Origin of the sequence: Chryseobacterium gleum (assembly GCF_900636535.1) — a bacterium.
Lineage (GTDB): Bacteria > Bacteroidota > Bacteroidia > Flavobacteriales > Weeksellaceae > Chryseobacterium > Chryseobacterium gleum.
The window spans coordinates 5,217,938-5,241,840 of the sequence record NZ_LR134289.1 but is presented as its reverse complement, the minus strand read 5'-3'; the positions used below and the strand labels follow the sequence as shown (position 1 = coordinate 5,241,840).

At 35.7% G+C, this 23,903-nt stretch carries 22 protein-coding genes; 9 read left to right on the top strand and 13 right to left on the bottom strand.

The features are described from left to right. Positions 1-176: 176 nt before the first annotated feature. Positions 177-584 (top strand): hypothetical protein, encoded by a 408-nt coding sequence (locus EL165_RS24145; protein ID WP_002980961.1) that lies wholly within the window; start codon positions 177-179, stop codon positions 582-584. Positions 585-742: 158 nt separating this feature from the next. Continuing rightward, positions 743-883, top strand: coding sequence for a hypothetical protein (locus tag EL165_RS25990; RefSeq protein WP_002980963.1), 141 nt, complete (start codon positions 743-745; stop codon positions 881-883). A 68-nt stretch (positions 884-951) separates the two neighbouring features. Here EL165_RS25990 and EL165_RS24140 read toward each other — a convergent pair whose 3' ends face one another. From EL165_RS24140 to EL165_RS24130, 3 genes are all read right to left on the bottom strand, one after another. Continuing rightward, positions 952-3,039 carry a type IA DNA topoisomerase gene (locus EL165_RS24140; protein ID WP_002980964.1) on the bottom strand — a complete coding sequence of 696 codons (2,088 nt, stop codon included), beginning with the start codon at positions 3,037-3,039 and terminating at the stop codon, positions 952-954. 20 nt (positions 3,040-3,059) lie between these two features. After that, entirely contained in the window at positions 3,060-4,508 is a 1,449-nt protein-coding gene (locus EL165_RS24135; protein ID WP_002980965.1) for a DUF3945 domain-containing protein, read from the bottom strand. A gap of 98 nt (positions 4,509-4,606) precedes the next feature. Next, complete coding sequence (locus EL165_RS24130) at positions 4,607-4,888, bottom strand: helix-turn-helix domain-containing protein (RefSeq protein ID WP_002980966.1); 282 nt, start codon at positions 4,886-4,888, stop codon at positions 4,607-4,609. A 159-nt stretch (positions 4,889-5,047) separates the two neighbouring features. Here EL165_RS24130 and EL165_RS24125 point away from each other — a divergent pair, with 159 nt between their 5' ends. Then, positions 5,048-6,085 (top strand): hypothetical protein, encoded by a 1,038-nt coding sequence (locus EL165_RS24125; protein WP_002980967.1) that lies wholly within the window; start codon positions 5,048-5,050, stop codon positions 6,083-6,085. A 15-nt stretch (positions 6,086-6,100) separates the two neighbouring features. Beyond that, positions 6,101-6,943: a hypothetical protein gene (locus tag EL165_RS24120; RefSeq protein ID WP_002980968.1), complete on the top strand. Its 843-nt coding sequence runs from the start codon at positions 6,101-6,103 to the stop codon at positions 6,941-6,943. On the opposite strand, the gene EL165_RS24115 is transcribed toward EL165_RS24120, so the two are convergent. Both EL165_RS24115 and EL165_RS24110 read right to left on the bottom strand, forming a co-directional pair. Beyond that, positions 6,929-7,540, bottom strand: coding sequence for an alpha-ketoglutarate-dependent dioxygenase AlkB family protein (locus tag EL165_RS24115; RefSeq protein WP_002980969.1), 612 nt, complete (start codon positions 7,538-7,540; stop codon positions 6,929-6,931). The two genes, EL165_RS24120 and EL165_RS24115, sit on opposite strands and share 15 nt — an antisense overlap. A 127-nt stretch (positions 7,541-7,667) precedes the next feature. Further along, a complete protein-coding gene (locus EL165_RS24110) occupies positions 7,668-8,444 on the bottom strand; it encodes an XRE family transcriptional regulator (protein WP_002980970.1) in 777 nt (258 codons plus the stop codon). 61 nt (positions 8,445-8,505) lie between these two features. On the opposite strand from EL165_RS24110, the gene dinB reads away from it, so the two are divergent. Next, positions 8,506-9,648: a DNA polymerase IV gene (gene dinB / locus EL165_RS24105; RefSeq protein WP_002980971.1), complete on the top strand. Its 1,143-nt coding sequence runs from the start codon at positions 8,506-8,508 to the stop codon at positions 9,646-9,648. A 7-nt stretch (positions 9,649-9,655) separates the two neighbouring features. Beyond that, positions 9,656-12,706 carry a DNA polymerase III subunit alpha gene (locus EL165_RS24100; protein WP_002980972.1) on the top strand — a complete coding sequence of 1,017 codons (3,051 nt, stop codon included), beginning with the start codon at positions 9,656-9,658 and terminating at the stop codon, positions 12,704-12,706. Between the two features lie 80 nt (positions 12,707-12,786). On the opposite strand, the gene EL165_RS26420 is transcribed toward EL165_RS24100, so the two are convergent. From EL165_RS26420 to EL165_RS24065, 7 genes are all read right to left on the bottom strand, one after another. After that, the gene (locus EL165_RS26420; RefSeq protein WP_228370566.1) at positions 12,787-13,134 is read right to left on the bottom strand and encodes a cupin domain-containing protein; all 348 of its coding nucleotides are present in this window, start codon (positions 13,132-13,134) and stop codon (positions 12,787-12,789) included. Positions 13,135-13,181: 47 nt separating this feature from the next. After that, positions 13,182-13,487, bottom strand: coding sequence for an LbetaH domain-containing protein (locus tag EL165_RS24090; RefSeq protein ID WP_002980974.1), 306 nt, complete (start codon positions 13,485-13,487; stop codon positions 13,182-13,184). Positions 13,488-13,561: 74 nt separating this feature from the next. Next, positions 13,562-14,617, bottom strand: a complete 1,056-nt coding sequence (locus EL165_RS24085) for an alpha/beta hydrolase (protein WP_002980975.1) — start codon at positions 14,615-14,617, stop codon at positions 13,562-13,564. Positions 14,618-14,707: 90 nt separating this feature from the next. Further along, a complete protein-coding gene (locus EL165_RS24080) occupies positions 14,708-15,586 on the bottom strand; it encodes a helix-turn-helix domain-containing protein (RefSeq protein ID WP_002980976.1) in 879 nt (292 codons plus the stop codon). Positions 15,587-15,833: 247 nt separating this feature from the next. After that, positions 15,834-16,328 (bottom strand): CinA family protein, encoded by a 495-nt coding sequence (locus EL165_RS24075; RefSeq protein ID WP_002980977.1) that lies wholly within the window; start codon positions 16,326-16,328, stop codon positions 15,834-15,836. Between the two features lie 56 nt (positions 16,329-16,384). Beyond that, on the bottom strand, positions 16,385-16,654 hold the full coding sequence (locus EL165_RS24070; protein ID WP_050791153.1) for a hypothetical protein: 270 nt from the start codon (positions 16,652-16,654) through the stop codon (positions 16,385-16,387). A 503-nt stretch (positions 16,655-17,157) separates the two neighbouring features. Then, a complete protein-coding gene (locus tag EL165_RS24065) occupies positions 17,158-17,718 on the bottom strand; it encodes a helix-turn-helix domain-containing protein (protein WP_198418443.1) in 561 nt (186 codons plus the stop codon). 164 nt (positions 17,719-17,882) lie between these two features. Between EL165_RS24065 and EL165_RS26530 the strand changes: the two genes are divergently transcribed. From EL165_RS26530 to EL165_RS24055, 3 genes are read left to right on the top strand one after another with little or no spacing between them, the layout of a single operon-like run. Further along, positions 17,883-18,014, top strand: a complete 132-nt coding sequence (locus tag EL165_RS26530; RefSeq protein ID WP_002980980.1) for a hypothetical protein — start codon at positions 17,883-17,885, stop codon at positions 18,012-18,014. Next, complete coding sequence (locus EL165_RS24060) at positions 18,015-19,043, top strand: glycoside hydrolase family 130 protein (protein WP_002980981.1); 1,029 nt, start codon at positions 18,015-18,017, stop codon at positions 19,041-19,043. It begins immediately after the preceding gene. A gap of 45 nt (positions 19,044-19,088) precedes the next feature. Then, a complete protein-coding gene (locus EL165_RS24055; RefSeq protein ID WP_126358708.1) occupies positions 19,089-21,356 on the top strand; it encodes a glycosyltransferase in 2,268 nt (755 codons plus the stop codon). Between the two features lie 1,288 nt (positions 21,357-22,644). On the opposite strand, the gene EL165_RS24050 is transcribed toward EL165_RS24055, so the two are convergent. Further along, positions 22,645-23,742: a calcium:cation antiporter gene (locus tag EL165_RS24050; RefSeq protein WP_002980984.1), complete on the bottom strand. Its 1,098-nt coding sequence runs from the start codon at positions 23,740-23,742 to the stop codon at positions 22,645-22,647. Positions 23,743-23,903 lie beyond the last annotated feature (161 nt).

Here is a 23,903-nt window from a genome sequence, read left to right as displayed (position 1 = left end):
TCTTTAAGAGATAATGTAAGGTAGCAAATATTTAGTGAATTTCCCATAGGTTTAATTTTTTTTTATTTGTTAATCAAGGCTTTAAACGTTCCTAACGTAAAATTTTTGAGACTACGGAAAACCGTAATTAGTTCTTTTAAAGTTCATTTAGATTTGCAGATATAAAATTAACTACAATGAAAAAATCATTACTTTATCTTGTATTACTTCTCTCCGTTATTTCATGTACCAACTATTACACTGTTAGACTACAGGAAGACACGCCTCTTTACTACAGCAGTGACAGCAGCAAATCAGTTACCACTATTCCTAAAGATACGGAAGTTTTCTTGTCTTCAAAAGCTGGTAAGAAAAATTACAGCAAACTTAAATGGGGAAATTATTACGGGTGGGCCTATAAGCCCAGCTACACAGCTTATAGTGACTATTCTAAAACCTCATCGTATTCTTCTCCATCAGTAAGATCATCCTCTAGTTACAGTTCTCAATCAAATTCAGGCGGATCAGTACATGTTAAAGGTTATACGCGAAAAGATGGAACTTATGTTAGACCACATACAAGAAGCGCTCCTAGAAGGAGGTAATTGCAATCAAAATTGATTGTCTAAAATACGTTATCCATCTTTTCAGAAACCAGCGGTTACGGCTTTCCGTAATGAAAATGGTGACCAAAAATTTACTTTTGATCTGGTATTAATCTGTTTTGATATCAAAATAATTATTAATTAATCTTTATTGTACTATGAATACAATCGAAGCAATCAAGCCAGGCCCCAAGCCTAAAAAACCAGATGGAGAGCCTGACAGAAGAAGAAGGGTAACCCCTCCCAATCAACCTAAGCATCCAAAGCTAAAACCTCACGAGCACGAAAAAGGGGATTAGACTTGGATAAAATGTAAAATGTAGAAGCAGCTTATTGGCTGCTTCTTTACATTATTATTTTCTTTAAATTAATTCTTGTTTATAAATTCAAATGATGTACTGAAATCATCCTTCAGTAATAGGTAAGCATCAAACTTTTTACCGTTTTTGCTTTTCATGTTTTTGATTAATGATGTTTTGTTTTGAGTTAATAGTAAAGTAAGATCTTTAATATTGAGTTGTACTCCGCAAATAATTCTGAAGAGAATCCAGTTGCACTGCTCATCGGGACATTTGACAATTTTATCCTTGATAATAAGATTGTGTTGTTGGCATTTGGGGCATTTGAGTTGTGGGATGTTTTCTTGGGGAATATGGAGTGATAAAAGTTCGCTGGTGATTTCTGCTGTGTAGGCTTGGATGTCGTTCATGAATTGGGTTTTATTGAGTTCACCTTTTTCAATTTTATCCAGCGCTATTTCCCATTCTGCGGTCATTTGGACATTGGCTATTTTTTTGTCTTTAACAAGGTTGTAAACCTGTAAGCCTTTATCAGTGGGATGCAGGGTTTTGCTTTTTCTGACGATATAGTTTCTGCTGAGCAGGGTTTCAATAATGGATGCCCTGGTGGCAGGGGTTCCGATGCCAATATTGGAGAGTGCTTTCTGATCTTCTTTATTTTCAATAGATCTGCCTGCATTTTCCATCACTGATAAGAGGTCAGCCTCTGTGTAAAGTTTGGGAGGCTGGGTTGTTTTTTCCAATAATTCGGTTTTTGAAATCTTCAACTCATCTCCGATTTTGAATTCCGGAAGTTCTGTAAGGTCTTCGTTAGCGTTATTGGAATTTTCATTGTCAGAAAGAATCCCTTTGATGGCTCGCCAGCCTTTGTTGAGTATTTTTGAGCCCTTGATCTGGAATTCGTAATGATGGACTTTTATCTGGATCTGGGTGACTTGCTTTGTACAGGTGTGGGATAGTGATTCCAACAAGCGGTAAGCAATCATATCATAAATGGCTTTTTCCGTAGCGCTAAGTGCAGAAGGTGTTTTGGTTGTTATGAGTAATCCGTGATGGTCGGTAACTTTTACATCATTCACAATCCGCTTGTTGAAGTTTCCGAATTTTAGATGGGTTATGGCGGCTTTGAAGGGTTCGGTCTGATTCAGTATTCTGACAAGTTCAGGAATATCAGTCCATAGATCCTCAGGAATATATTTGCTGCCGGTTCTGGGGTAAGTGATGAACTGTTTCTCATAGAGGCTTTGGGCTGTTTGTAAAACCTCATCAGCAGAAAGCCCCAGTTTTCTGTTGGCTTCTTTCTGTAATTCAGTGAGGTCGAAAAGTAAGGGAGATTGCTCCTGTACTGTTTTAACAGATACATCTTCTACAATAGCTCTTCCCTCTCGCTCTATAATCTTTTGGATTTGTTCTGCCTGCTTTTTTTCTTCCCATTGTAATAGTGAAAGACTGGTGAAGTCTGTATATTCTTTTCTGTGGCTCAGCTGGATTTGAAAGTATTTTTGCTTGGTGAAGTTTTGATGCTGAAGAAACCGTTGACAGATTAAAGCAAGGGTTGGTGTCTGCACTCTGCCTAATGAATAAACATCTTGGTTTCCTCCGATGGTTAATGCCTGGGTTGCATTGATTCCTACGAGCCAGTCCGCTTCACTTCTGGCTTTAGCTGCTTGATACAAACCGTCAAAGGCATCGCCTGGCTGAAGGTTTTTAAAACCATCCTGTATTGCTTTTTCTGTCAGGGAACTGATCCAGAGTCTTTCAAAAGGTTTGTTGCATTGTAGGTAATGATAGATATAACGGAAGATCAGCTCTCCTTCCCTTCCTGCATCTGTGGCGACAATAATACTGCTGCATTGCTTGATGACTTGTTGTATGGTGTTGAGTTGTTTTAAAGCGGAAGGATCAGGCTCATAGCCTTTTGCTTTCTTTAGTTTTTTGGGAGTTAGAATAAAAGGGTTGGGAAAGATAGGCAAAGAGGCTTTCTTAAAGCCTCTTATACCATAATCTTCTGGCATTCCTAACGATATCAAATGTCCCAATGCCCAAGTGACACAGTATCCGTTACCGGATAGATAACCATCTTTCTTTTCATGGGCTCCTAATAATTGTGCGATTTCTCTTGCGACACTCGGTTTTTCTGCGATGATTGCTTTCATATGATGGATTTAGATGTTTATTATAGTTTGGGTCCTCTTGGTTTTCTAACCTTTTTTTGCTGGTCTTCCTGCTGTTGACTGGCAGGCTGCTGCTGTTTTGATTCTAAAGGCTCCTTCACATTTTTAGTAGCTTCATTGGTTTTACCCAGGGTGTTAACCGCAGTTTGGATTTTATGATCTTCTGTAGGTTTTGCCTCTTCTTTGAGCTTATTAGGGTGATTGAAGGAGAAATCGGTTTTGGAAGTCTCTTTGTTGAAGGTAATATAACCTTGATAGGCTTTACCTTTAGCATCGGTAAGACCGTCAACGTACACGGTTTGCCCAGCTTTGAATTTTTCATACTGTGAATCATCCAGTTCTTTTCCCCTGAATACTTTGGGTGCTTCTTGATCCGTAGATTGAGTTTGCTGTTGATTGTGTTGTTGTCTTTGTTGCGGTGTCTGATTATTATTGAACAGAAATTCCACATACCGCTTGTCTGCATTGAACTGTACGGTAGCATCGAAAAGTTCACCTTTTTTGGAAGTCATCCCTTCAAGATACAATGGTCTTCCTTCCAGTAAAGTTTGTTTTTGGTGTTCATCAAGCCTAATTCCTTTGATTTCATCAGGAATTTTCATGTACTCTGCTCTATAGGCTACCAATTCATTGGTTAAACGATCACGGCTTATAACCGATGGAATAATTTCATCTGTCTTAGGATTGATCAGATCTACTACCCTGCCCATATTCCCGGTTTCCTTAAGATTCTTCTTGTCTTCATCCGTGAACTCATGGCCTAAGAATTTACTGTTAAGATTAGGTTCTTTTCGGATACCATGTAGATGAACGGCAACCTGTCCCGTATCACCTGTCTGAAGGGATAATCGAACATCCATTTTGCTTACTGCCGTTCCCAAATTAATAGTAATCGGAATTAATGTATTGGTTTTAAAACCTCTGAGTAATGCATCCATCGCATTCATTTTTTCAAGCTTTTCCTGATTAAGTCCGAATTTTTCCATCGTTTTCCAGTCGATCTGTTCCGGCTGAAAACGGTACTCCTGATTGTCTGTGTTGTTGTCCATTGTATTTTGATTTTTTGGATTGTTGTTGTGTTGAGGTAAAACTTCGTAGCCTTTCAGTTTTTCTTTTTCTTCAGGTGATGCCTGATCAACATATTTTTGAAGATCCTTGGCGGTATTGATGGCATCGTATTCTGAAACTTTAAAAAAGTTGAAATGCGTGGGATTTTTGAGCTGCCGGTAAAAGTTGGAAAAGAAGTTGGAGAAAATATCTCCATGTTTATCAACGCTGATCAGCTGCTCATTATCCTTTTTTTCTTGTGGAGGAACTTTTTGAAGATTCCCTTCTTTATCTACACCTTTGACCAGCTCAACCTGATTGGTATGAATGTTCAGGACAAGGAGTGTGTCTGCTGATGGTTTGAGTTCATTGGATTCCTGAGCGTTTATCAATTCATTTTCCATTGTATTTCATTTAATGGAACCAAGGTATAAGCTCAATTATGATGCTCTAAAAGATTGGAATGGTGATGAATAATTTGGCTGCTGATGTCTTATTACCATCAAGAGTTTAAACATTCTCTGATCAGTTGATGGACATCCGAAAGCTTATAGTACAGCTTTCCGCTGATGGTATAATAAGGCAGCTTTTTATCAGTCCGGTACCGCTGTAATGATCGGGAACTTATCTTTAAAAGCTGTAAAACATCCTGGTTATCAAGAAGCTGCTCTCCGTCTACTTCTATAAATCTGGACTGGTTCTTGAGCATTTGTTCTTTCAGTAGGTCAAATCTTTCCATGATTCTCTCCATCCAGGCTATAAATTCTGTTCTTTCGATATTCATAACTGTGATTTTTATGATTATTGGTGATGTAAAATTGAACAAGAGAAATCATATAAAATCACTACTTTTTCGTAGTTACGAAAAAAGAATATTGAATGATGGAATCTTAACCAAAAGCATCGTAACTTACAAAGCATTTAATAGTAAGGACTACCGATTATGAGTGAAATGTCTGATTTTAGAGAAAATTATATTAAGCAACTGGAAAAAGAAGCAGAAAAGGCATTGAAAGACAATGAAAAAATAATTCTTGACTTTATCCGTTTTGCAGCGAGTAAAAATATAGAATTAACTACTCAAGATTTTAGGTACACCCAAATATCAGGCATTGTTGTTGAATCACATGATATTCTTTTGAAGTTAAATGAAGATCTACTTCCTGATAAAGACGGTCTTTTAGATTATAAGCTGCTCAATTCTAAATTTAAAAAGCAAATATTCTCTGACGGCTATTTTTTTGCAGATAATTATATAACAATGGCTAACCCTTTATTTCGACGTAGCTACTCCTCGCTAAATGGTTTCCAGCCCCGATTCATTAATAAATTCTGGGATATAGACCCTACCGTTTATGATGAAATAAAAATAAGCCTGGATCAACACAATTTAAAAATTGATGTAAATAATGCGGCTATCTTAGAGCTAGATACCTGGTATGGTTCTGTTTTTAATCAAAATGTAGAAAGCATTTCTGATCAATTGGTAAAACTAAGGCCTTCTCCTGATTTTAACGATTCTGAAATTAATTTTTTCTTTGCAGATACTTATTCCTTAGATATCAAATGGGCTTTATCAAAAAATATTAAAACGTTTCAGGCAGAAGAATTTAAAAGTGAACATATCAAAATAAAAATTGATAATATTATTTATTTTCCAGTCCGATATGTACATGCAGAATTTGATATGAACACCCTTAGTTTTAGACATTTTGATGGAGCGTTTCATTTCTATACTGAAGAAGAATATCTCCGAAGACGAGATTCTGACCTTAATTATAATAGGAAAGATCATTCACAAATTAAGTCAAAGTCAAAAAAATTGTTTAAAATAAATGGTACAATACCCATCGAAACTTGGGTAGACCTGACAGGTCATTTTTTTTCTAGAAATCCCTTGATCTATGAATATTTTAATGGAGAATATCCTCCTAATATAAAAGAAATCTTAGACTTAAAACGAAAAAATCAAACCTCTTAAAATCCTTGAAAAACTATGAAATGTTGGATATGTCAAAATAATGAAGCGAATTCTGAGGAACATAAATTTAAGGCGTCTGATATCCGGCGTCAATTCGGTAAGTCATTTGATGCTATCTATTATGATGGTGAAAATTTGCATCCATTCAATTCACCAAAAGATAAACTGATCAAATTCCCAAAAGTCATTTGCATTGACTGTAACAATAATCAGACAAGAAATGCAGATATTGCTTATACAGAATTCTTTGAAAATACTGATCTTATCAATAATATGATAGAAACCTCAAACCAAATTAACTATCAAGAGATCTTTGGTAATGATTGGAAGGCATCTAAAATGAACCTCTATCGTTATTTTGCAAAGCATGCGGGATGTAAAATTATGACAAGTAATTTACTGGATTATGTAGATATTACTCCACTAAGACTCTTCATCTTAGGGCAGGAACATATAAGTAATTTTTATATTAAAATATACTTTAATAAAGTCACAAAAGAATTTACAGATTACCTCAAGCATGATCAAAAGAATAAGTATCGAAGCAATATTGCATTCGGACCAACTATATATATTGGACAGGGCAATGATACCGGTTTTGCAGGAAGTATTATAAATGGTTCCATTCGTATAGAATGGTTTTATGGTAATCAAAATCATTTTAATAAAATTATTGATTTCAATACACATTCTGACGCTGTGGAAATTTTAGATACAGAAGATTTTTATCCCAAAGCCTTTAAAGATTTCCAAAATGAAGATTTCTTTTCTTATTTGAATTTTGGAAAATATCATTTAAATGAAGAAACTCTTAAAAATGATTATCAATCCGTCTTCAGAAGCTTACAGATTGGGTAATATTAAACGAAATGTCAGATTAATTCGTTCTTTCATTCGTATGGTTGATTTCGCAATGCGATGTTCCCAGTGTTCCTGAAGATCGCCTTTCATGATAAGGAGTGATCCGTGAGGCAATGGCAGACTGTATTTACTCTGATGATGGTCTTTTTTTCTGAAATCAAAGTTTCTGGTTTGTCCAAGACTTATGGATGCGATAACCGGACGTTTACCATATCGGCTTTCTTTATCCTGATGCCAGGCAACGGAATCATTATGATCACGGTATAGGTTTAACAGAACGCCATTGAATTGGCAGCCAAATTCCTTTTCGATTCTTTGTTTTAATGTAAACAATTCAGGAGTCCATGGATTCGTTGGCTTTTTATCTGCTTCAGAATCGTTATACTTTGAATCACCATACCAGGCCGTTAATCTTGGAGTAAGTACCATCTTATCGTACATTTTCTGCGTCCGCTGTTCCCAGGGAGCGGTTTCCAATAATTTGTTTTTAAGCAAGTCAGCTTCTTCCCTATTCAGGAAGTTTTCCTTGTATTCCAAAAGATCTTTTGGAAACTCATACAATTCTTCGGCATCAAATAAACTAAGCTGACTCATTGTAGTTTTTTCTTTAAATTATTTAACTTTGCTTTATTCCGTTTCTACGGAATTTTTTTTTTCATCAATTGTGTTTTTACTTCCCTTCGGGGAAGTTTTTTAATTATGCCGCGTACTCAAAATAAATTCAATTCTTATCTCCCATTTTTTCTTTGATCTGTTTGATATCGGTTTTAATTTCTGTGATAAAATTTTGAATATGATGTTCTGAAAATTCATCAGGTTCATATTCTTTGGTGTTAATACTACAGGCAAATTCCCAGATCTCTTTAATTTCAGGCAATGGAATTTTATAAGGCTCATAAAATTGATTGTCAGCCTTCACCCATATACCATCTGCTTCATGAAACTGAAATCTCTTGTAGCTGATACCATCATTGGTAGTAATGAAAACATACGTTCTGTCCGTTTTCAAGTCCGAAAGATTTTCTACATATTTTCCCACAATATAGGTTCCATTCTTATAGGGAGGCATTGAATCCCCGTCAGCCGGAAATGCCCTAAACTTGCCACCTTTTAAAAAAGGCAATGATATAGTCTCCAGACTTTCTATGTATTCCGGATCTCCATAGCCATTCAAATAGCCCATAGAAGCTTTTTGGGGAATAATCTCAATCTGATTGTTTCCATCCTGATCAACCTTTATAGGCAGAACAATCCTGTTCTCAGGAAGCTCCATGAGTTCATCGATAGAAAATTTTCTGACATCTACAGTTAATAGTAGGTCAATGCTGATGTTATAGAATTTTGAAATTCTAAGCAATATTTCAATAGGAGGTTCCGTTCTGCCATATTCATAGGCGACATATCTGGATCGGGTAAGAAATAATAGATCTGCCAGTTCTTGCTGAGTCATATTTTTCTTTCCTCTCAAAAACACGATGTTATCAGAGAATTTTGACATTGTTACAATTTTAGACAACAAAAATACAAAATTTGTTTCAAAAAGTAACTAATTTTACCACATGGAAAGAGCAATTGTACATATGGATTTAGATACGTTCTTTGTTTCCTGTGAAAGGCTGAAAAACTCTGAACTCGAGAATAAGCCTGTGATCATAGGAGGTGGAGATCGTGGTGTTGTGGCGTCATGCTCTTACGAAACCCGTTTTTTCGGAGTAAGGAGTGCCATGCCGATCAAAATGGCTTTGCGCTTGTGTCCCGAAGCAAAAGTCATTAAGGGAGATATGGAAATGTATTCCAATATGTCCCATATGGTAACGGAGATTATTCAGGAAAAAGTACCTGTTCTTGAAAAGGCAAGTATCGATGAATTTTATCTGGATCTTTCCGGAATGGATCAGTTTTTCGGATGCTATAAATGGACCCATGAAATAGCGGAAAGCGTGCAGAAAAATACAGGTTTACCGATAAGTTTTGCTCTATCCACCAATAAGACCGTATCCAAAATCGGAACCGGAGAATCAAAGCCAATCGGAAGATTGGAAGTGAAACAGTCTGACATACAGCCGTTTTTAAACCCGCTTTCGGTAAAGAAGATTCCTATGGTTGGAGATGTAACCTTTCAACTGCTCTCAAGACTGGGGATCAGAACGATACAAACACTTTCTGAAATGCCTGTTGATGTGCTTGGGCAGCTGATTGGTAAAAACGGAAATGAACTTTGGAAAAAAGCACACGGAATTGATGAATCCCCTGTCGTTCCCTACTCTGAACGAAAATCCATTTCTACAGAAGATACTTTTGCTCAGGATACTATAGATATTCAGGGGATTCAAAGTATACTCTCAGGAATGGTTGAAAAACTCTGTTATCAGCTCCGGGCAGAGAAATGGCTGGTATCGGTAGTAGTGGTAAAACTCCGGTATGCCAATTTTGATACGGAAACCAAACAATGCAGAATTCCTTACACCTCAGCTGACCATACCCTGCTCAGGTATGTTTTAGAACTTTTTAAAAAAGTATATACCAGACGTATGAGAATCAGGTTAATTGGAGTAAAGTTTACCGGACTGGTTCACGGATGCCATCAAATGGATCTCTTTGAAGATACGGAAGAGTTGATATCACTGTATCAGACAATGGATAAAATCAAGAACAGGTTTGGAACTTCAAGTGTAGGAAGAGCCTCAGGTTTATTAAAATAAGTATAAGATGTTTCTGAATTGTCATTCTTATCACAGCCTTCGGTATGGGACTATTTCTATTCAAGATCTGGTACAGCAGGCTGTACATTTTAATATTAAAACCTTAGCTCTTACAGATATCAATACCATTACCGGGATCTATGATTTTTATAAACTTTGCCAGGAGTATAATATCAAACCGATTGTCGGAGTGGAAATACGGGTTCAGGATGAACTGTATTATATCTGCCTGGCTAAAAATCAAAAAAGCATTGCAGAAGTTAACAGGCTTTTAACCGCATATAACTGTGAAGGCATTGAAATTCCTAAAGCAAATCCTGATTTTACAGATACTTTTGTTATTTACCCACTGGAGAATATTCCGGAACAATTAGCAGATCATGAATTTATAGGTATCAGAAAGGACCAGCTCAACCTTTTAATTCAACCTGAATTGAAACCGTTCATCCATAAAATGGTCATCCTGCATCCCGTTACCTTTACAACTCCTGAAGAATATGAGCTTCATAAAATACTAAGGGCCATTGATCTCAATACCTTGATCAGTAAGCTAACAGAAGCTCATTACTGTAAAGACAATGAAATGTTTACTGATAAAAAAAAGCTTTTGGCTCAGTTTCAGCATGAGCCACAAATTATTGAAAACACAAAATATATTGTCAATACTTGTCATTTTGATTTTGACTTTTCAACCCCTAAAAACAAAAAGCATTTCACTGATAGCAGGGAAAATGATTTTGAGCTTTTAAAGAAGTTAGCGTATGAGGGCCTTTCAAAAAGATACTCCGAAGACAATCTACAGGCAAAAGAAAGGGTGGATAAAGAATTAGCAGTTATTGATCAGCTTAATTTCTGTGCTTATTTCCTCATCACCTGGGACATTATCCAATACAGCAACCGCATGGGATTCATGCACATAGGAAGAGGCAGCGGCGCCAATTCTATGGTCAGCTACTGCATCGGTATTACTGATATATGCCCTTTGGAACTGGATCTGTACTTTGAGAGATTTTTAAACCTCAACCGGAAAACGCCTCCTGATTTTGACATTGACTGGAGCTGGCAAACCAGGGATATCATCCTGGAATATATTTTTGGTAAATATGGTAAAGACCATGTTGCCTTCTGCGGGACCAATGTTGAATTTAAATACCGTTCTATTTTCCGGGAAGTAGGAAAAGTTTTCGGACTTCCAAAAGAGGAACTGGATATGCTCGTAACAAAACCAATTCAGGAACATGATAGCAATTCGGTATCAAGACAGGTCCACTATTATGGAAAACTCTTAGAAAAGTTTCCTAACCAGAGAAGTATGCATTCCTGTGGGATTCTGATCTCAGAAGAACCTATCACCAATTATTCTGCACTCGAAATGCCTCCCAAAGGTTTTCCGATTGTACAGTTCGATATGTACACTGCTGAAGAGATTGGCCTTGAAAAATTTGATATTCTCTCACAGAGAGGTTTAGGTACCATAAATGATACGGTAAAGCTAGTGAAGGAAAAAAGAGGAATTGATATCGATATCCGGGATACTTCTCTCTCAAAAGATGAAGCCCAATGTAATGAATTCTTAAGTTCCGGAAAGACAATCGGCTGTTTTTATATTGAGTCACCCGCTATGCGGGGGTTACTTCGAAGACTGAAGTGCGACAATTACAAAGTACTGGTTGCCGCCTCTTCCATTATCCGCCCCGGAGTTGCACAAAGCGGAATGATGCGGGAATATATCTTCAGGCACAATAATCCCTCAAAATTTGAGTACTTCCATGAGGTTTTTGAAAAAGAACTGGGAGAAACCTACGGTATTATGGTATATCAGGAGGATGTTATTAAAATTGCACTTCACTTCGGAGGGTTATCTGCACCTGATGGTGATGTCCTGAGAAGAGCAATGAGTGGTAAAGGCAGATCTTTATCTGCATTACAGAAAGTAAAAGATAACTTCTTTAAATCCTGTAAAAGATTAGGACACCCCGAAAAGTTATCTATGGAAGTATACCGGCAGATCGAATCTTTTGCAGGATACTCATTCTGTAAAGCACATTCTGCTTCCTATGCCGTAGAAAGCTACCAGAGCTTATATCTGAAAGTCTACTTCCCTATTGAGTTTATGGTTTCTGCTATTAATAACGGTGGAGGATTCTACAGAACTGAGGTTTATATTCATGAAGCCCGGATGTCGGGAGCTGCTATCCATAATCCCTGTGTCAATCTGAGTGAATACCAGACAACGGTCTATGGTTCGGACGTTTATTTGGGATTGATGCATATTGAAAGGTTGGAACTTAAATTAGCGCAACTTATTTCTGAAGAAAGAAATCAGAATGGAGAGTATACTTCCCTGGAAAATTTTGTTAAAAGAATTCCTATTGGCATCGAAACACTACAAATTTTAATCTTTATCGGAGCATTCCGCTTTACCGGAAAACAGAAACATGAACTGCTGATTGAATCAAGATTTCTTCTGGGAACTCATAAGGTTCCTTTCAGGCATCTGACTTTATTGGACGAGCCCCAAAAAGATTATCAGCTTCCTTCTATAGAAAGAAACCGGTTTGAAGATGCTTTTGATGAAATAGAAATATTAGGTTTCCCCGTTTCATTCAGCCCTTTTGATTTATTACAAACTCGATACAGAGGTTCTGTTTTGGTAAAAGATTTATTGAAGTTTCATAAATGTCAGGTGAAAATGCTGGCGTATCTTATTTCAAGAAAGCATGTACCCACAAAAAAAGGAACCATGTACTTCGGAACCTGGATTGATGCAGAAGGAGAATATTTTGATACGGCTCATTTTCCCAGCTGTCTTGAAGAATATCCTTTTCAGGGTGGTGGCTGCTATCTCTTATTGGGAACAGTGGAGGTCGATTTTCACTTCCCTACTGTTACTATTCATAAAATGGCAAAAATGCCTTTTATTCCGGATCCAAGATATTCTATGGATAAAGAAAAATCATTGGAAGCCCAGCGTAATTTGCATGAGGATGTTAGTATGACTTTTAGGAAACCATATCCCCAGGAACATGAAATTGGATTGCCAAGACAAAAGATGTAGCATTCGAAATTACTTTTGGCGATAACATACTTTAGCGTACCAAATAGTAATTTTACATAAAACTTACTTATTACTTACCATTATTTTTTGTTGGCTTCAGCAAATTCTTCATCGGAAACCGCTTCCAGCCAAATATTCTGATTGGTTTGCGGATTTCCATTCGTTGCTAAATGCGAAAACCAATTGTCAGCAGTTGCACCGTGCCAATGCTCAACATTCGGAGCAATTTCTACAATATCTCCGGGTTTTAAACGACGCACAGGTTTTCCTCTTTCCTGATATAAACCTTCGCCGCCCACTACAATCAAAAGTTGTCCGCCTGTGTGACTGTGCCAGTTATTGCGACAACCCGGTTCAAATGTGACATTAGAAAGGGGAACATTTACATCTTTATTGCTTGTAAGCGGTGCTAAATAGGACTTGCCAATAAAATACTGCGCATAAGCCGTGTTTTCTTCACCTGCCGGAAAATCACTTATTTTAGGAATATCTGTACAGTCAGAAAAGTACAGTCGAAGTTGATGAATACATTCTTACCGATGTTAAGATTCTTTCCATAATTGATATAAATGGGTGTAAACACCGCTACATTCTTCAACTTTCCACCGACTATTTCACTTAATCTTTTCAAAATCTCATCCGGCTCTGTGGAATTATTTAACTGAATCAATTGTTTCTTAACCTCATAGGAAGCCTCCAGCAATTTATACGTTTCCGGGTCATCGGGCATTATTGTTTCACCATTTCTCAATCGGGCGAAAATATCTTGGTTAAAGCTCATTCTTATATATTTAGAGAAATTAAAAGGCTAAATCCGCTATTTTAAAAAACGGATTCAGCTATTGCAGTGTTCAATTATTTCAAATGAGTTCTGAAGAAATTTTCCAGTTTTTCAAAGGGAATCACATCTACTTTATCGTATAAATCTACGTGAACCGCATTCGGAATAATCATCAATTCTTTCGGTTCTGCAGCCATTTTGTAAATGTCTTCTGAGAAGTACCTTGAATGTGCATTTTCACCAGCAATTAAAAGCATAGGTCTAGGTGAAATTTCTTTTATGTAGCTTAAAATAGGCATATTCATGAATGAAAGTGCGCTTGTTAGCCTCCATCCTTTTGTTGAATTTACCGAACGTTCATGAAAACCTCTTGGTGTTTTGTAATAATTGAAATAATCTTTTATAAATTGAGGCTCGCTACCAGTTAATTTTTCCGGGAGATGAGAAGATGTATATGCCTGTTCTCCTGTTTCCGCATCTTTCCATCTTTGTTGGTTCAGATCTTCGAGCGTTTTTGTTCGTTGCTCAAGTGTAACTACATCATTATATCCTTTAGAAATTACTCTTGTCATATCATACATACTGGTGGTGGCAACGGCTTTTATCCGCTTATCTATCGCCGTAGCATTCAGAGCCATCCCTCCAAATCCGCAAATTCCGATAATACCGATCTTATTTCGGTCTACATTGTGTTGAAGTCCTAAGAAATCAACTGCCGCACTGAAATCTTCGGTATTGATGTCGGGGGAAGCAATATCTCTCGGCTCACCTCCACTTTCGCCTGTGTAAGAAGGATCAAAAGCGATAACGGCAAACCCTCTTTCCGCCATTTGATTGGCATACAAACCGGAAGACTGTTCTTTTACCGCACCAAACGGTCCGCTGATTGCCAAAGCTGCTAATTTTTCTTTTCCAGTATTCTTGGGAAGGTATAAATCTCCGGAAAGCGTTATTCCGTAACGATTTTTAAAGGTAACCGCTTTTCGGTTAACTTTATTGCTGAGTAAGAAAGTATAATGTTCGTTTTGTTCGGTTGCATTCATTGTTTTTGGGTTTGATTTTTTATGCTGCGCAAATGCCTGTCCGATGAAAAGAAAGGACAAAGCCATCACTGTTGTTGCTATCTTCATATCTGAATTTTGTATTAAAAATTACTGATACAAAATTAGAAATAACGAGGAGCTAACAGTTAATGATAATCAAACCAAAAATTAAGAAATTCAAACTTCCGTTAAACGAAATGCTTTTGGATTTGTGCCTGTTTGTTTTTTAAAGAAATTATTAAAATAAGTCGGATAATCGAATCCGAGTGCAAAAGCTATTTCTGAGATATTCCAGTCGGTGTGCAGCAGCAATGCTTTTGCTTCTGTGAGAATACGTTCCGTAATATGAGCCGTTGTGGATTTTCCGGTAACTTCTTTTACAGCACGATTGAGATAATTAACGTGAACATTCAGGTTTATCGCAAAATCCTGAGCTGATTTCAATTGCAGAGATTGGTCTGTAGTTTCAATAGGAAATTGTCTTTCCAACAGTTCCAGAAAAACAGATGATAATCTTAATGCCGCATTCTTATTCTTGTCGAGATCCTCTGCAGGTTCCAGCTTCAGAGATTCGTGAATGATAAGGCTTATATAGTTACGTATCAATTCATCCTTATAAACATAATCACTTTCCTGTTCGGCAATCATCTTTTGGAAAATAGTGTTAAGAAACTGTCTTTGTTCTTCGGTAATTTTCAGAACGGGAGTTCCGCCGATTTTAAAGAAAGAAGATTGCTGCAAACTTTCGGAGCGTTCAGAATTCTTGAAAAATTCTTCTGAGAAAAGAATAGTATACCCTTTATAAGTCGTTGAAATCGTTTCCCATGAATAAGGAATATGCGGATTTCCGAAAAAAAGCACAGTTCCTTCCTGCTCGAAACTTTTATCAGAATAATGAATTTTACTTTTCCCTGTCGTAAGACAGATCTTATAAAATTCTTTTCTGCTATACACGCGGGTTTCACTTCCGTCCTGCTCAATCTGGAATGCACGGAAACCTTTTAGTTTTAGCTCAGTATTAAACTCCGAAACAACTCTTTTTACCTTTTCTTTCATTTTTCAAAATTAAGAAAATCAAACCAATCACCTCTAAAATAATTAGAAGTAAAACGTCAATAGAATTCTCTGCCGAAACAAAAAATCCCGACGTTTTAAAAATTTAAAATCTTCAAGCCTATAAAATCAAATAAAGGTTTGACAAAGGAATTTTACAAAGCTGTAAAGCCCTATAGATTTATACAATAATTGATGAAGATAAAGGAATGAAATATATTTCCTTAACTGGCAATAAATGAATATACTTTTAAATTAATATTTGGTTAAGCGCACTTTTATAACACCCTAAAATGAATTCAGTATAATATAACTGCGAATCTAATGCATGAGTCTTATCATGAAGTTCTATACGTTTCGAAAGAACAATCTCGCCTTTATAGCTGAATGAGCAAAATGAATACACTTTAAAGCCTGAATTTCTTACAGATGACGCATACCCAGTAGAAGCAATTCCCCAATCTGTCCCAAATGATTCAGCGACCTTTACAGCCATTGTATCAGCCATTTTTTGGGTCTCAAAGCCGTTTTCCTCAACTTCAATACTGTTGATATCTAAAAAGTTAACTTTTTCAGGTACTGTAAAAGTCGTTATTCCTCCTTTGTAAAACAGTTTCGCATTAGGCATCTGGGAAAAAGCCAGCTGTATTAATCCCGAGGTTACACTTTCTGCTATAGAAACCGTTTCATTCATTGTAATGAGTGAAGTACTGATATAATTAAGTAAACTTTGCTGAAATTTCATGGCATCTGATATTTAATGTTAATATAAAAAGCTTTTTACACTACTGAAATCAATGCTCAGATAACGTCATAGTCATTCATGGTTGTTACAAAATAATGCTCAATCATTTCCTTTGCATTTTCGCACATTGACAAAAGATCTTCTCTGGTCATATCCTCAAAAATAAAATCATCATGAACCTCAATAATGAACTCAGTCATTTTTTCAGTGTTCATAAGATCATAAGCCATTAAATCATTTAAATTATCTAATCTGCATTCTTCCTTAAAAAAAGGATGTTTTAGGGAAATAGAATTCTTAAATTGAAAAAGATGTATTGTTTTCATAATTTCTAGCGTTAAGGTGGTAATAAGAAAGTCTGTTTTATATATAAACATGATGTTTAATCATGAATGTTCAAACAGATTTCTTTTTGTAGATTCAGTTGATGAAATATTATATATATCAATAGGGTTAAAAAGGACAGAAACCAGAGGTTCCTATCCTTAATTAATTAAAACCTTCTGAAAACAGATTTACCTATTTTATAGAGATTTTAATAAGCTCATTATTAAAGTTGAGAATCCGTAAGTCTATTAATTTTATCATGGTGTATATTCGTTTTCCCCAGTCTTTTTTACTACAATGTTTTCTAATACCAGAGACAAGCATTATGTACGATGTATACTTTCAACTGCTCGCTATATTTTCCAGTCTAAAATTTGCATTATTTATAGTGATATAAACTTTAATGGATCTGATAAATTCCTGATTATTATACTACAAAGATGGCCGTTTCAGTATAGACTACACTATAGATATCCGGAATAATCTTACATATATCACACTTTTATAAGTCTTCCAGGTTTCCAAGACGCCTTTGTTTCAACTGCTTATAAAATGAAGGAGAAAGCCCTGTGATCTTTTTAAACTGGTTAGAAAGATGGGCCACACTGCTGTAGTTGAGTTTATAAGAAATTTCTGTAAGATTCAGTTCGTCATACAACAGCAGTTCTTTTACCTTTTCTACTTTATTAATAATGATAAAATGCTGGAGTGTCATTCCTTTCACTTCAGAAAAGGTATTCGCAAGATAAGTATAGTCATATCCTAATTTTTCGCTGATATAATCTGAGAAATTTTCTTTTGGAAGTTCATCTGAATAATGAATCATTCCGATCACGACATTCTTTATTTTCTCTATCAGGATACTTTTTTTATCATCTAATACCTCAAGCCCTGTTTTAAGTAAATTTTCTTTCAGAATTTGTCTTTGTTCTGAGCTAATATCATCCAACAATTCTACTGTTCCCAAATCGACGACAGCATTTTTAATGCCCAGTTTTTCCAATTCCTGATGGACAACCATTTTGCAGCGCAAACTTACCATATATTTTATATACAACTTCATATCCCTTACGATTTACCCGTCAATTATTTCATTAACAGCCATTTATCCAAAGTTAGTCTATTAAATTGGAAATATCTATGATTTATACAACAAATTAAAAGACAATTGCAAAGCTTTCCTTTTTTAATGATTGAAATTTACAGGTAACAAAAAATATTTTCACAATGTCAAAAGAAAAAGACGGAAAAAAGAAATCAGATAAGACTCCACCCGCAAAATCCGCAAAAGAGAAACGGGAGGATAAAATGAGTAAACGAAGAGAAAGGGAACAAGAAGCCCGAAATAACGTAAACTGATTGGTATCTGTAAAACGAGACGGAATTATACTTAGAAAAACAACTTTAGACTTTGAGAGTGAGGGTGTTTTAAACCCTGCTGTCATTCAGGATAGCGGAAAAATACACTTATTCTACAGGGCTGTTGCCAGGAATAATTTCTCCAGTATCGGATACTGCATATTATCAGATTATAAGACCATAGAAATAAGATTGAGCAGTCCGGTGATCATTCCTGAGTTTGAATATGAAAAACATGGGGTTGAAGATCCAAGAATCGTAAAAATCGATCATTTATTTTATATTACCTATACAAGTTATGATGGGGTTAACGCATTGGGAACACTTGCCGTATCAGAGGATCTTACTTCATGGCAAAAACAGGGGATAATTGTTCCCAAAATTCCATATAACAAGTTTAGATTTTTATCGGAGTCCCAAGGTGAAATAGGAGAAAAATACAAACGTTTCAACAAACTCCCGTCTGCTCATAAAAAAGATAAAGAGATCTTTCTTTGGGACAAAAATGTCATATTTTTCCCAAGAAGAATTAACGGTAAGCTTTATTTTCTTCATCGCATAAGACCTGATATCCAAATTGCAGGTATAGAAAGCATTGAAGATCTGAATCCTGATTTCTGGAAAGATTACTTCCTTCATTTTAAAGAACATATTTTATTAGCTCCTCAATACGAGCATGAAGTAAGCTATATCGGCGGAGGATGTCCCCCTGTAGAAACCAAGGATGGATGGCTTTTGATATACCATGGGGTACATGATACCATTGAAGGGTATGTTTACAGCGCATGTGCTGCCTTACTGGATCTTAATAATCCCGAAAAGGAAATTTCAAGGCTTCCTTACCCTCTTTTCAAACCAGAAGAAGAATGGGAACAGAAGGGAGAAGTAAACAATGTCTGCTTCCCTACCGGAGCCATCGTAGAAGGAGATACACTCCATGTTTACTATGGAGCAGCAGATCAAAGAATTGCTGTTGCTTCTTTAAGTATTTCAGAATTACTGAAAGAATTACTACGGTACACACCATAACTGACTATTCAATATAGGATGTCAGACTTTAAAACAGATATCATCATGAATAAAAATATAAAATCAGACGTGGAGGAAAAGACAAAAAGACGATCTGTACAAAGTAATAAAAACACATTTTATCATAAACCTGAAATTATCTTTATAAGTACTTTTCCTCCTAAGGTGTGCGGTATTGCAACATACTGTCAGGATTTGATACAATCCCTTAAGTTAAAATTCAGAGAATCATTTAGCATCATTACCTGCCCGATGGAAACTGAGGATGAGCATTATCAATATGAAGCAGATCCAGCATATCGCTTAAATACATCCGATGCCATATCTTACTTGGAGCTGGCTGATAAAATCAACAAAAATGACAGGATTCAACTGGTTATGCTCCAGCATGAATTTGGATTTTTCAACGAAACCCAAGACGGATTACTCCTTTTCCTTCAAAATTTACAGAAAGACCTCATCATTACTTTTCACACTGTTCTTCCGAAACCTGATCCCAAATTAAAAGAAAAGGTAAAAGAAATCAGCAGTTTCGTAAAATCTATTATTGTCATGACCGGTATTTCTGCGGATATCCTTACCAATGATTATGATATTTCATCTGATAAAATTAAAGTGATACCCCACGGTACCCATTTGCTGCCATTTATCGATAAAATTTCACTGAAAACAAAATACGGACTTAAAGATAAAAAGGTACTTTCAACATTTGGTTTACTGGGTGCTGGGAAAAATATTGAAACCACTTTAGAAGCTCTGCCTGAAATCGTTTCCCAAAATCCGGATGTAATGTTCCTGATTATCGGAAAGACCCATCCCGGAATCATTAAATATGAAGGAGAGAAGTACCGTGATTTTTTACAGGATACTATTAAGAGGCTTCATCTGGAAAAACATACGTACTTTATCAACCAATATCTACCTTTGAATGAGTTGCTAGATTATCTTCAGCTTACCAATATCTATCTTTTCACTTCAAAAGACAGAAATCAGGCAGTAAGCGGTACTTTTTCCTATGCCATCAGCTGTGGATGCCCTATTGTTTCCACCCCTATTCCTCATGCTTTGGAAGTCTTAAATGAAGACCTGGGAATCATTATTGATTTTGAAGCTCCGGAACAGCTTACTGCTGCCGTGAATACATTATTGAAAAATGAAACCGCACAGAAAAAATTACGATCAAATAGTCTGGAAAAAATGGCTCCCACAGCCTGGGAGAATTCTTCTATTTCACACGCCTTATTATTTCAACAATACAACAAAGACAAAATGACATTACACTATACATTCCCGATTATCAATCTTAGCCATATCAAAAATATGACAACGGATTTTGGAATGATCCAATTTTCTAAAATCAACAAACCTGATATCAATTCCGGGTATACTTTGGACGATAATGCCCGTGCTTTGATTGTAGTCTGCAGACATTATGAAGTAAGCAGAGATGAACCTGATCTTGACTTAATCTCAACCTACCTGAATGTAATAAAGTTTTGTCAACAAACAGATGGTAGTTTTCTAAACTATGTAAATAAAGACAAGGAATTTGCGCAACAAAACTACGAAACCAACCTTGAAGACTCCAATGGCAGGGCAATCTGGGCATTGGGATACCTTCTTTCTACAAAAGCAATCTTACCACGACTGTTTTCTGATGAAGCAGAGTCCATCATTGAAAAATGTCTTCCGTCTATTGATAAAATTCATTCTACCCGTGCAATGGCTTTTATTATAAAGGGATTGCATTATCAAAACTCTGAAAACAATATTCCATTATTGAAAAAGCTGGCTAACAGACTGGTAAAAATGTATCAGCATGAGAAACATAAAGACTGGCATTGGTTTGAAAGCTATCTTACTTACGGAAACAGCGTACTCCCTGAAGCTTTATTGTGTGCGTGGATTACAACCCAGGACGAAATGTATAAACAGGTTGCCAATGAATCATTCAAGTTTTTGCTTTCTAAAACATTTAGTAAGGGAGGCATTAAAGTAATATCTAACAAAGGATGGCTGCAGAAAGAAACGATTAATAGTCCTGAACCAATTGGTGGTGAACAGCCTATTGACGTTGCTTATACCATACTAACCTTATCTACATTCTACAAGGTTTTTAATGATGAAAAATATTTGCAGATGATGAGGAATGCTTTTAGTTGGTTTTTAGGAAAGAATCATTTGCATCAGATTATTTATAACCCTGCAACAGGTGGATGTTATGATGGGCTTGAAGAGAAAAATGTTAATCTTAATCAGGGAGCAGAATCCACGGTAAGCTACCTCATGGCAAGGCTTTGTTTTAAAAAGTAATAGCATAATTAATGTTGTAATCCAGTGTAATGAAAATAAGTATAGCATTCATGACAATAGCCTGCAAAGTATTAGTTTACTGGTAATTCCAACCAACAGTCAAACTTCTGATCAAACACTGATGTTGGTCATTTATCCACAGAAATGACATATTAAAAAGTTATTCATAAAAAAAACTCCCTAAGAAGAGTTAAAATAACTGTATTAATTCTACTGCAAATACGACAAAAATAAATAGAATCGTATGACTTGCAGCATATAAATGTAATTGATTAACACCTACATTTACTGTTCATAATAGTTGTACATTCTCATTAGTACAATTGACTCTCCCCTAAAAAGGAGGGTTTTTGTTATATAATCTACTATAGGGCATTAGGGAGGCTAATAAGACTTTCATATAGGAAATCATAATTACTAACTGAGGTGCACAATTAGCAATAATTATGAAAAACCACAGGTAGCCAAAAGAAATCAGCCAATTATTTATTATTATCCAAGAATCCAGTTGTAATAAAAAAGTTATCGAGTAGAAAGTAACCGTTAGTTTGAAAATTCCAGAAAGATATCCAAAACTGCCGAACTCTTATTAAAAAGCTTAGTACAAGACATAAAAATCTTATAATGAAATAGATGATTTAACAATTACAAAGGGGCTCTGCCGTACAGGAAACAACAAAATATAACATTATAGCTTTCAAAGACCATCAAAGCAAAATAAAACAAGTATCGGTATCCCAAAGAAATGTGAGTTTTAATATAAAGCTATAATGGGAAGAATAATAAAAGTATAACAATGTTTATGTTTATTGAATAGTATAATTATATACTGTATCTTCACTAAGATATAAATAAAGTCTTATTTTAAATATTCCGAAAAATGTTTTTTTCAGGATATAAACACGCTCTATTGTATGTAGTTTTTGTAATTGATAATCAGTAAGAAAACATTCTATCTCATCCATCTTTTTTCCAATTAACTGATCTTCTGATATAATATTCTGACTTTTATCTTGGAAGTAATATTTTTTACTGGTCATATCGATACATAATTTTTATTGCAAAATCTTTTTATTATTTTCTGAGTACTTTTTTTCAAACTTAATTTCCGACGGTGGTTAATTATAAGAACGGTTTGTTTGGTAAGGAAAAATTATTTCCCTGAGTCTTCAAAAGCTTTTTGTGGATTCAGTTGATGAAATATATTCTATATCAACCACCATATCATATAAACTAAAAATGCTGTTTCTGTACATATCAAGCTATATAATGCATTGCTTAAATAGGTTTATGGTACAATTGTAATAAAAAGATAAATTAAAAATATAGCAATCAGTACAATCCCCTGCATGATATTGGTTCTGCCTGTTGCCAGTGAAACAGTAATAATAAAAAGGGAGAGCCCTAAAAGTATTGTTGATTTAATATCTATTCCTAATGTCATTCTTATACCGGTTATTACTGATATGATAGCTATAGCAGGAATACTGAGTCCGATACTGGCCAAAGCAGAACCAAAAGCCAGATTTAATGAGGTTTGGATCTGATCACTTTTTGCAGCCCTAAATGCAGCCAACCCTTCAGGAAGAAGAACAATACCAGCAATAATAATACCTACAAGAGATTTGGGGGCTCCCGCGGAAACCACTATATGCTCAACATCCCTTGAAAGAAGCTTTGCCAGCAAAACGACAATTCCCAGGGATAAAAGTAACAATATACAACTGATATACAATTGTTTTCGCGAAATCATTTCATAATTACTTTGAACAGGCTGATTTTTGGATAGTTTGTTCTCTGGAGAAATGAAAAAGCTTTGATGTCTAAACGTTTGGATCATAGTAAATCCAAGATAAAGCCCTAAAGAAATTAAGGCAATAAAAAGCAATTGAAAGGAGGTATATTCACCTCCGAGATGACTTACCGTATAATTAGGGAGAATGAGCACAAAAATAATCACAGAGGTAAGCGTAATGAGTGCCGTACTTACCCCCTGTAGTGTAAAGCTTTGTTCCCTATATCTTAACGAACCTATCACAATACAGCTTCCAATGATTCCGGTAAGGATTATCATTACGGCAGCAAAAACCGTATCTCTGGCAAGGGTAATGGTTTCTAAGCCTTTTGCTCCCATCATAATAGAAATAATAAGTCCTACTTCTATGACCGTAATGGCAAATGCCAGAAGCAAAGTTCCAAATGGCTCTCCCAAACGATGGGCAATAACTTCGGAATGATACACCGCTGCCAAAACACTTCCCATCAAAAATAAAGCAAGAATCACAGAGTAATACCCTGATGAAAAAACAAAATTGCCAACATAAGATAACCACGCCAGAATAGGAACCAAAAACGTCCACATCCATAAATATTTTTTTATATACATAAAAGCATTAATAATTTTTACAATTGAATTGTCCTTTGGAGAAAATCACAAGATTTATATTCTCTTTTTCAAAACAGTTTCTATAAATGATTTGAAGCAGACTAAAGAGGTTATACTGGAAATATCAAATAATGAAAAAGTGAATAGATCGGAACTTAGGG

What these genes read in the sequence shown, in the direction of transcription:
- EL165_RS24050 (WP_002980984.1), bottom strand. Translation starts at nt 23,742, where the DNA reads ATGTATATAAAAAAATATTTATGGATGTGGACGTTTTTGGTTCCTATT.
- EL165_RS24120 (WP_002980968.1), top strand. Translation starts at nt 6,101, where the DNA reads ATGAAATGTTGGATATGTCAAAATAATGAAGCGAATTCTGAGGAACAT.
- EL165_RS24140 (WP_002980964.1), bottom strand. Translation starts at nt 3,039, where the DNA reads ATGAAAGCAATCATCGCAGAAAAACCGAGTGTCGCAAGAGAAATCGCA.
- EL165_RS24065 (WP_198418443.1), bottom strand. Translation starts at nt 17,718, where the DNA reads ATGAAGTTGTATATAAAATATATGGTAAGTTTGCGCTGCAAAATGGTT.
- EL165_RS25990 (WP_002980963.1), top strand. Translation starts at nt 743, where the DNA reads ATGAATACAATCGAAGCAATCAAGCCAGGCCCCAAGCCTAAAAAACCA.
- EL165_RS24115 (WP_002980969.1), bottom strand. Translation starts at nt 7,540, where the DNA reads ATGAGTCAGCTTAGTTTATTTGATGCCGAAGAATTGTATGAGTTTCCA.
- EL165_RS24090 (WP_002980974.1), bottom strand. Translation starts at nt 13,487, where the DNA reads ATGAGCTTTAACCAAGATATTTTCGCCCGATTGAGAAATGGTGAAACA.
- EL165_RS24100 (WP_002980972.1), top strand. Translation starts at nt 9,656, where the DNA reads ATGTTTCTGAATTGTCATTCTTATCACAGCCTTCGGTATGGGACTATT.
- EL165_RS24070 (WP_050791153.1), bottom strand. Translation starts at nt 16,654, where the DNA reads ATGAAAACAATACATCTTTTTCAATTTAAGAATTCTATTTCCCTAAAA.
- EL165_RS24110 (WP_002980970.1), bottom strand. Translation starts at nt 8,444, where the DNA reads ATGTCAAAATTCTCTGATAACATCGTGTTTTTGAGAGGAAAGAAAAAT.
- EL165_RS24130 (WP_002980966.1), bottom strand. Translation starts at nt 4,888, where the DNA reads ATGAATATCGAAAGAACAGAATTTATAGCCTGGATGGAGAGAATCATG.
- EL165_RS24125 (WP_002980967.1), top strand. Translation starts at nt 5,048, where the DNA reads ATGAGTGAAATGTCTGATTTTAGAGAAAATTATATTAAGCAACTGGAA.
- EL165_RS24085 (WP_002980975.1), bottom strand. Translation starts at nt 14,617, where the DNA reads ATGAAGATAGCAACAACAGTGATGGCTTTGTCCTTTCTTTTCATCGGA.
- EL165_RS26530 (WP_002980980.1), top strand. Translation starts at nt 17,883, where the DNA reads ATGTCAAAAGAAAAAGACGGAAAAAAGAAATCAGATAAGACTCCACCC.
- EL165_RS24145 (WP_002980961.1), top strand. Translation starts at nt 177, where the DNA reads ATGAAAAAATCATTACTTTATCTTGTATTACTTCTCTCCGTTATTTCA.
- EL165_RS24055 (WP_126358708.1), top strand. Translation starts at nt 19,089, where the DNA reads ATGAATAAAAATATAAAATCAGACGTGGAGGAAAAGACAAAAAGACGA.
- EL165_RS24135 (WP_002980965.1), bottom strand. Translation starts at nt 4,508, where the DNA reads ATGGAAAATGAATTGATAAACGCTCAGGAATCCAATGAACTCAAACCA.
- EL165_RS24080 (WP_002980976.1), bottom strand. Translation starts at nt 15,586, where the DNA reads ATGAAAGAAAAGGTAAAAAGAGTTGTTTCGGAGTTTAATACTGAGCTA.
- dinB (WP_002980971.1), top strand. Translation starts at nt 8,506, where the DNA reads ATGGAAAGAGCAATTGTACATATGGATTTAGATACGTTCTTTGTTTCC.
- EL165_RS24075 (WP_002980977.1), bottom strand. Translation starts at nt 16,328, where the DNA reads ATGAAATTTCAGCAAAGTTTACTTAATTATATCAGTACTTCACTCATT.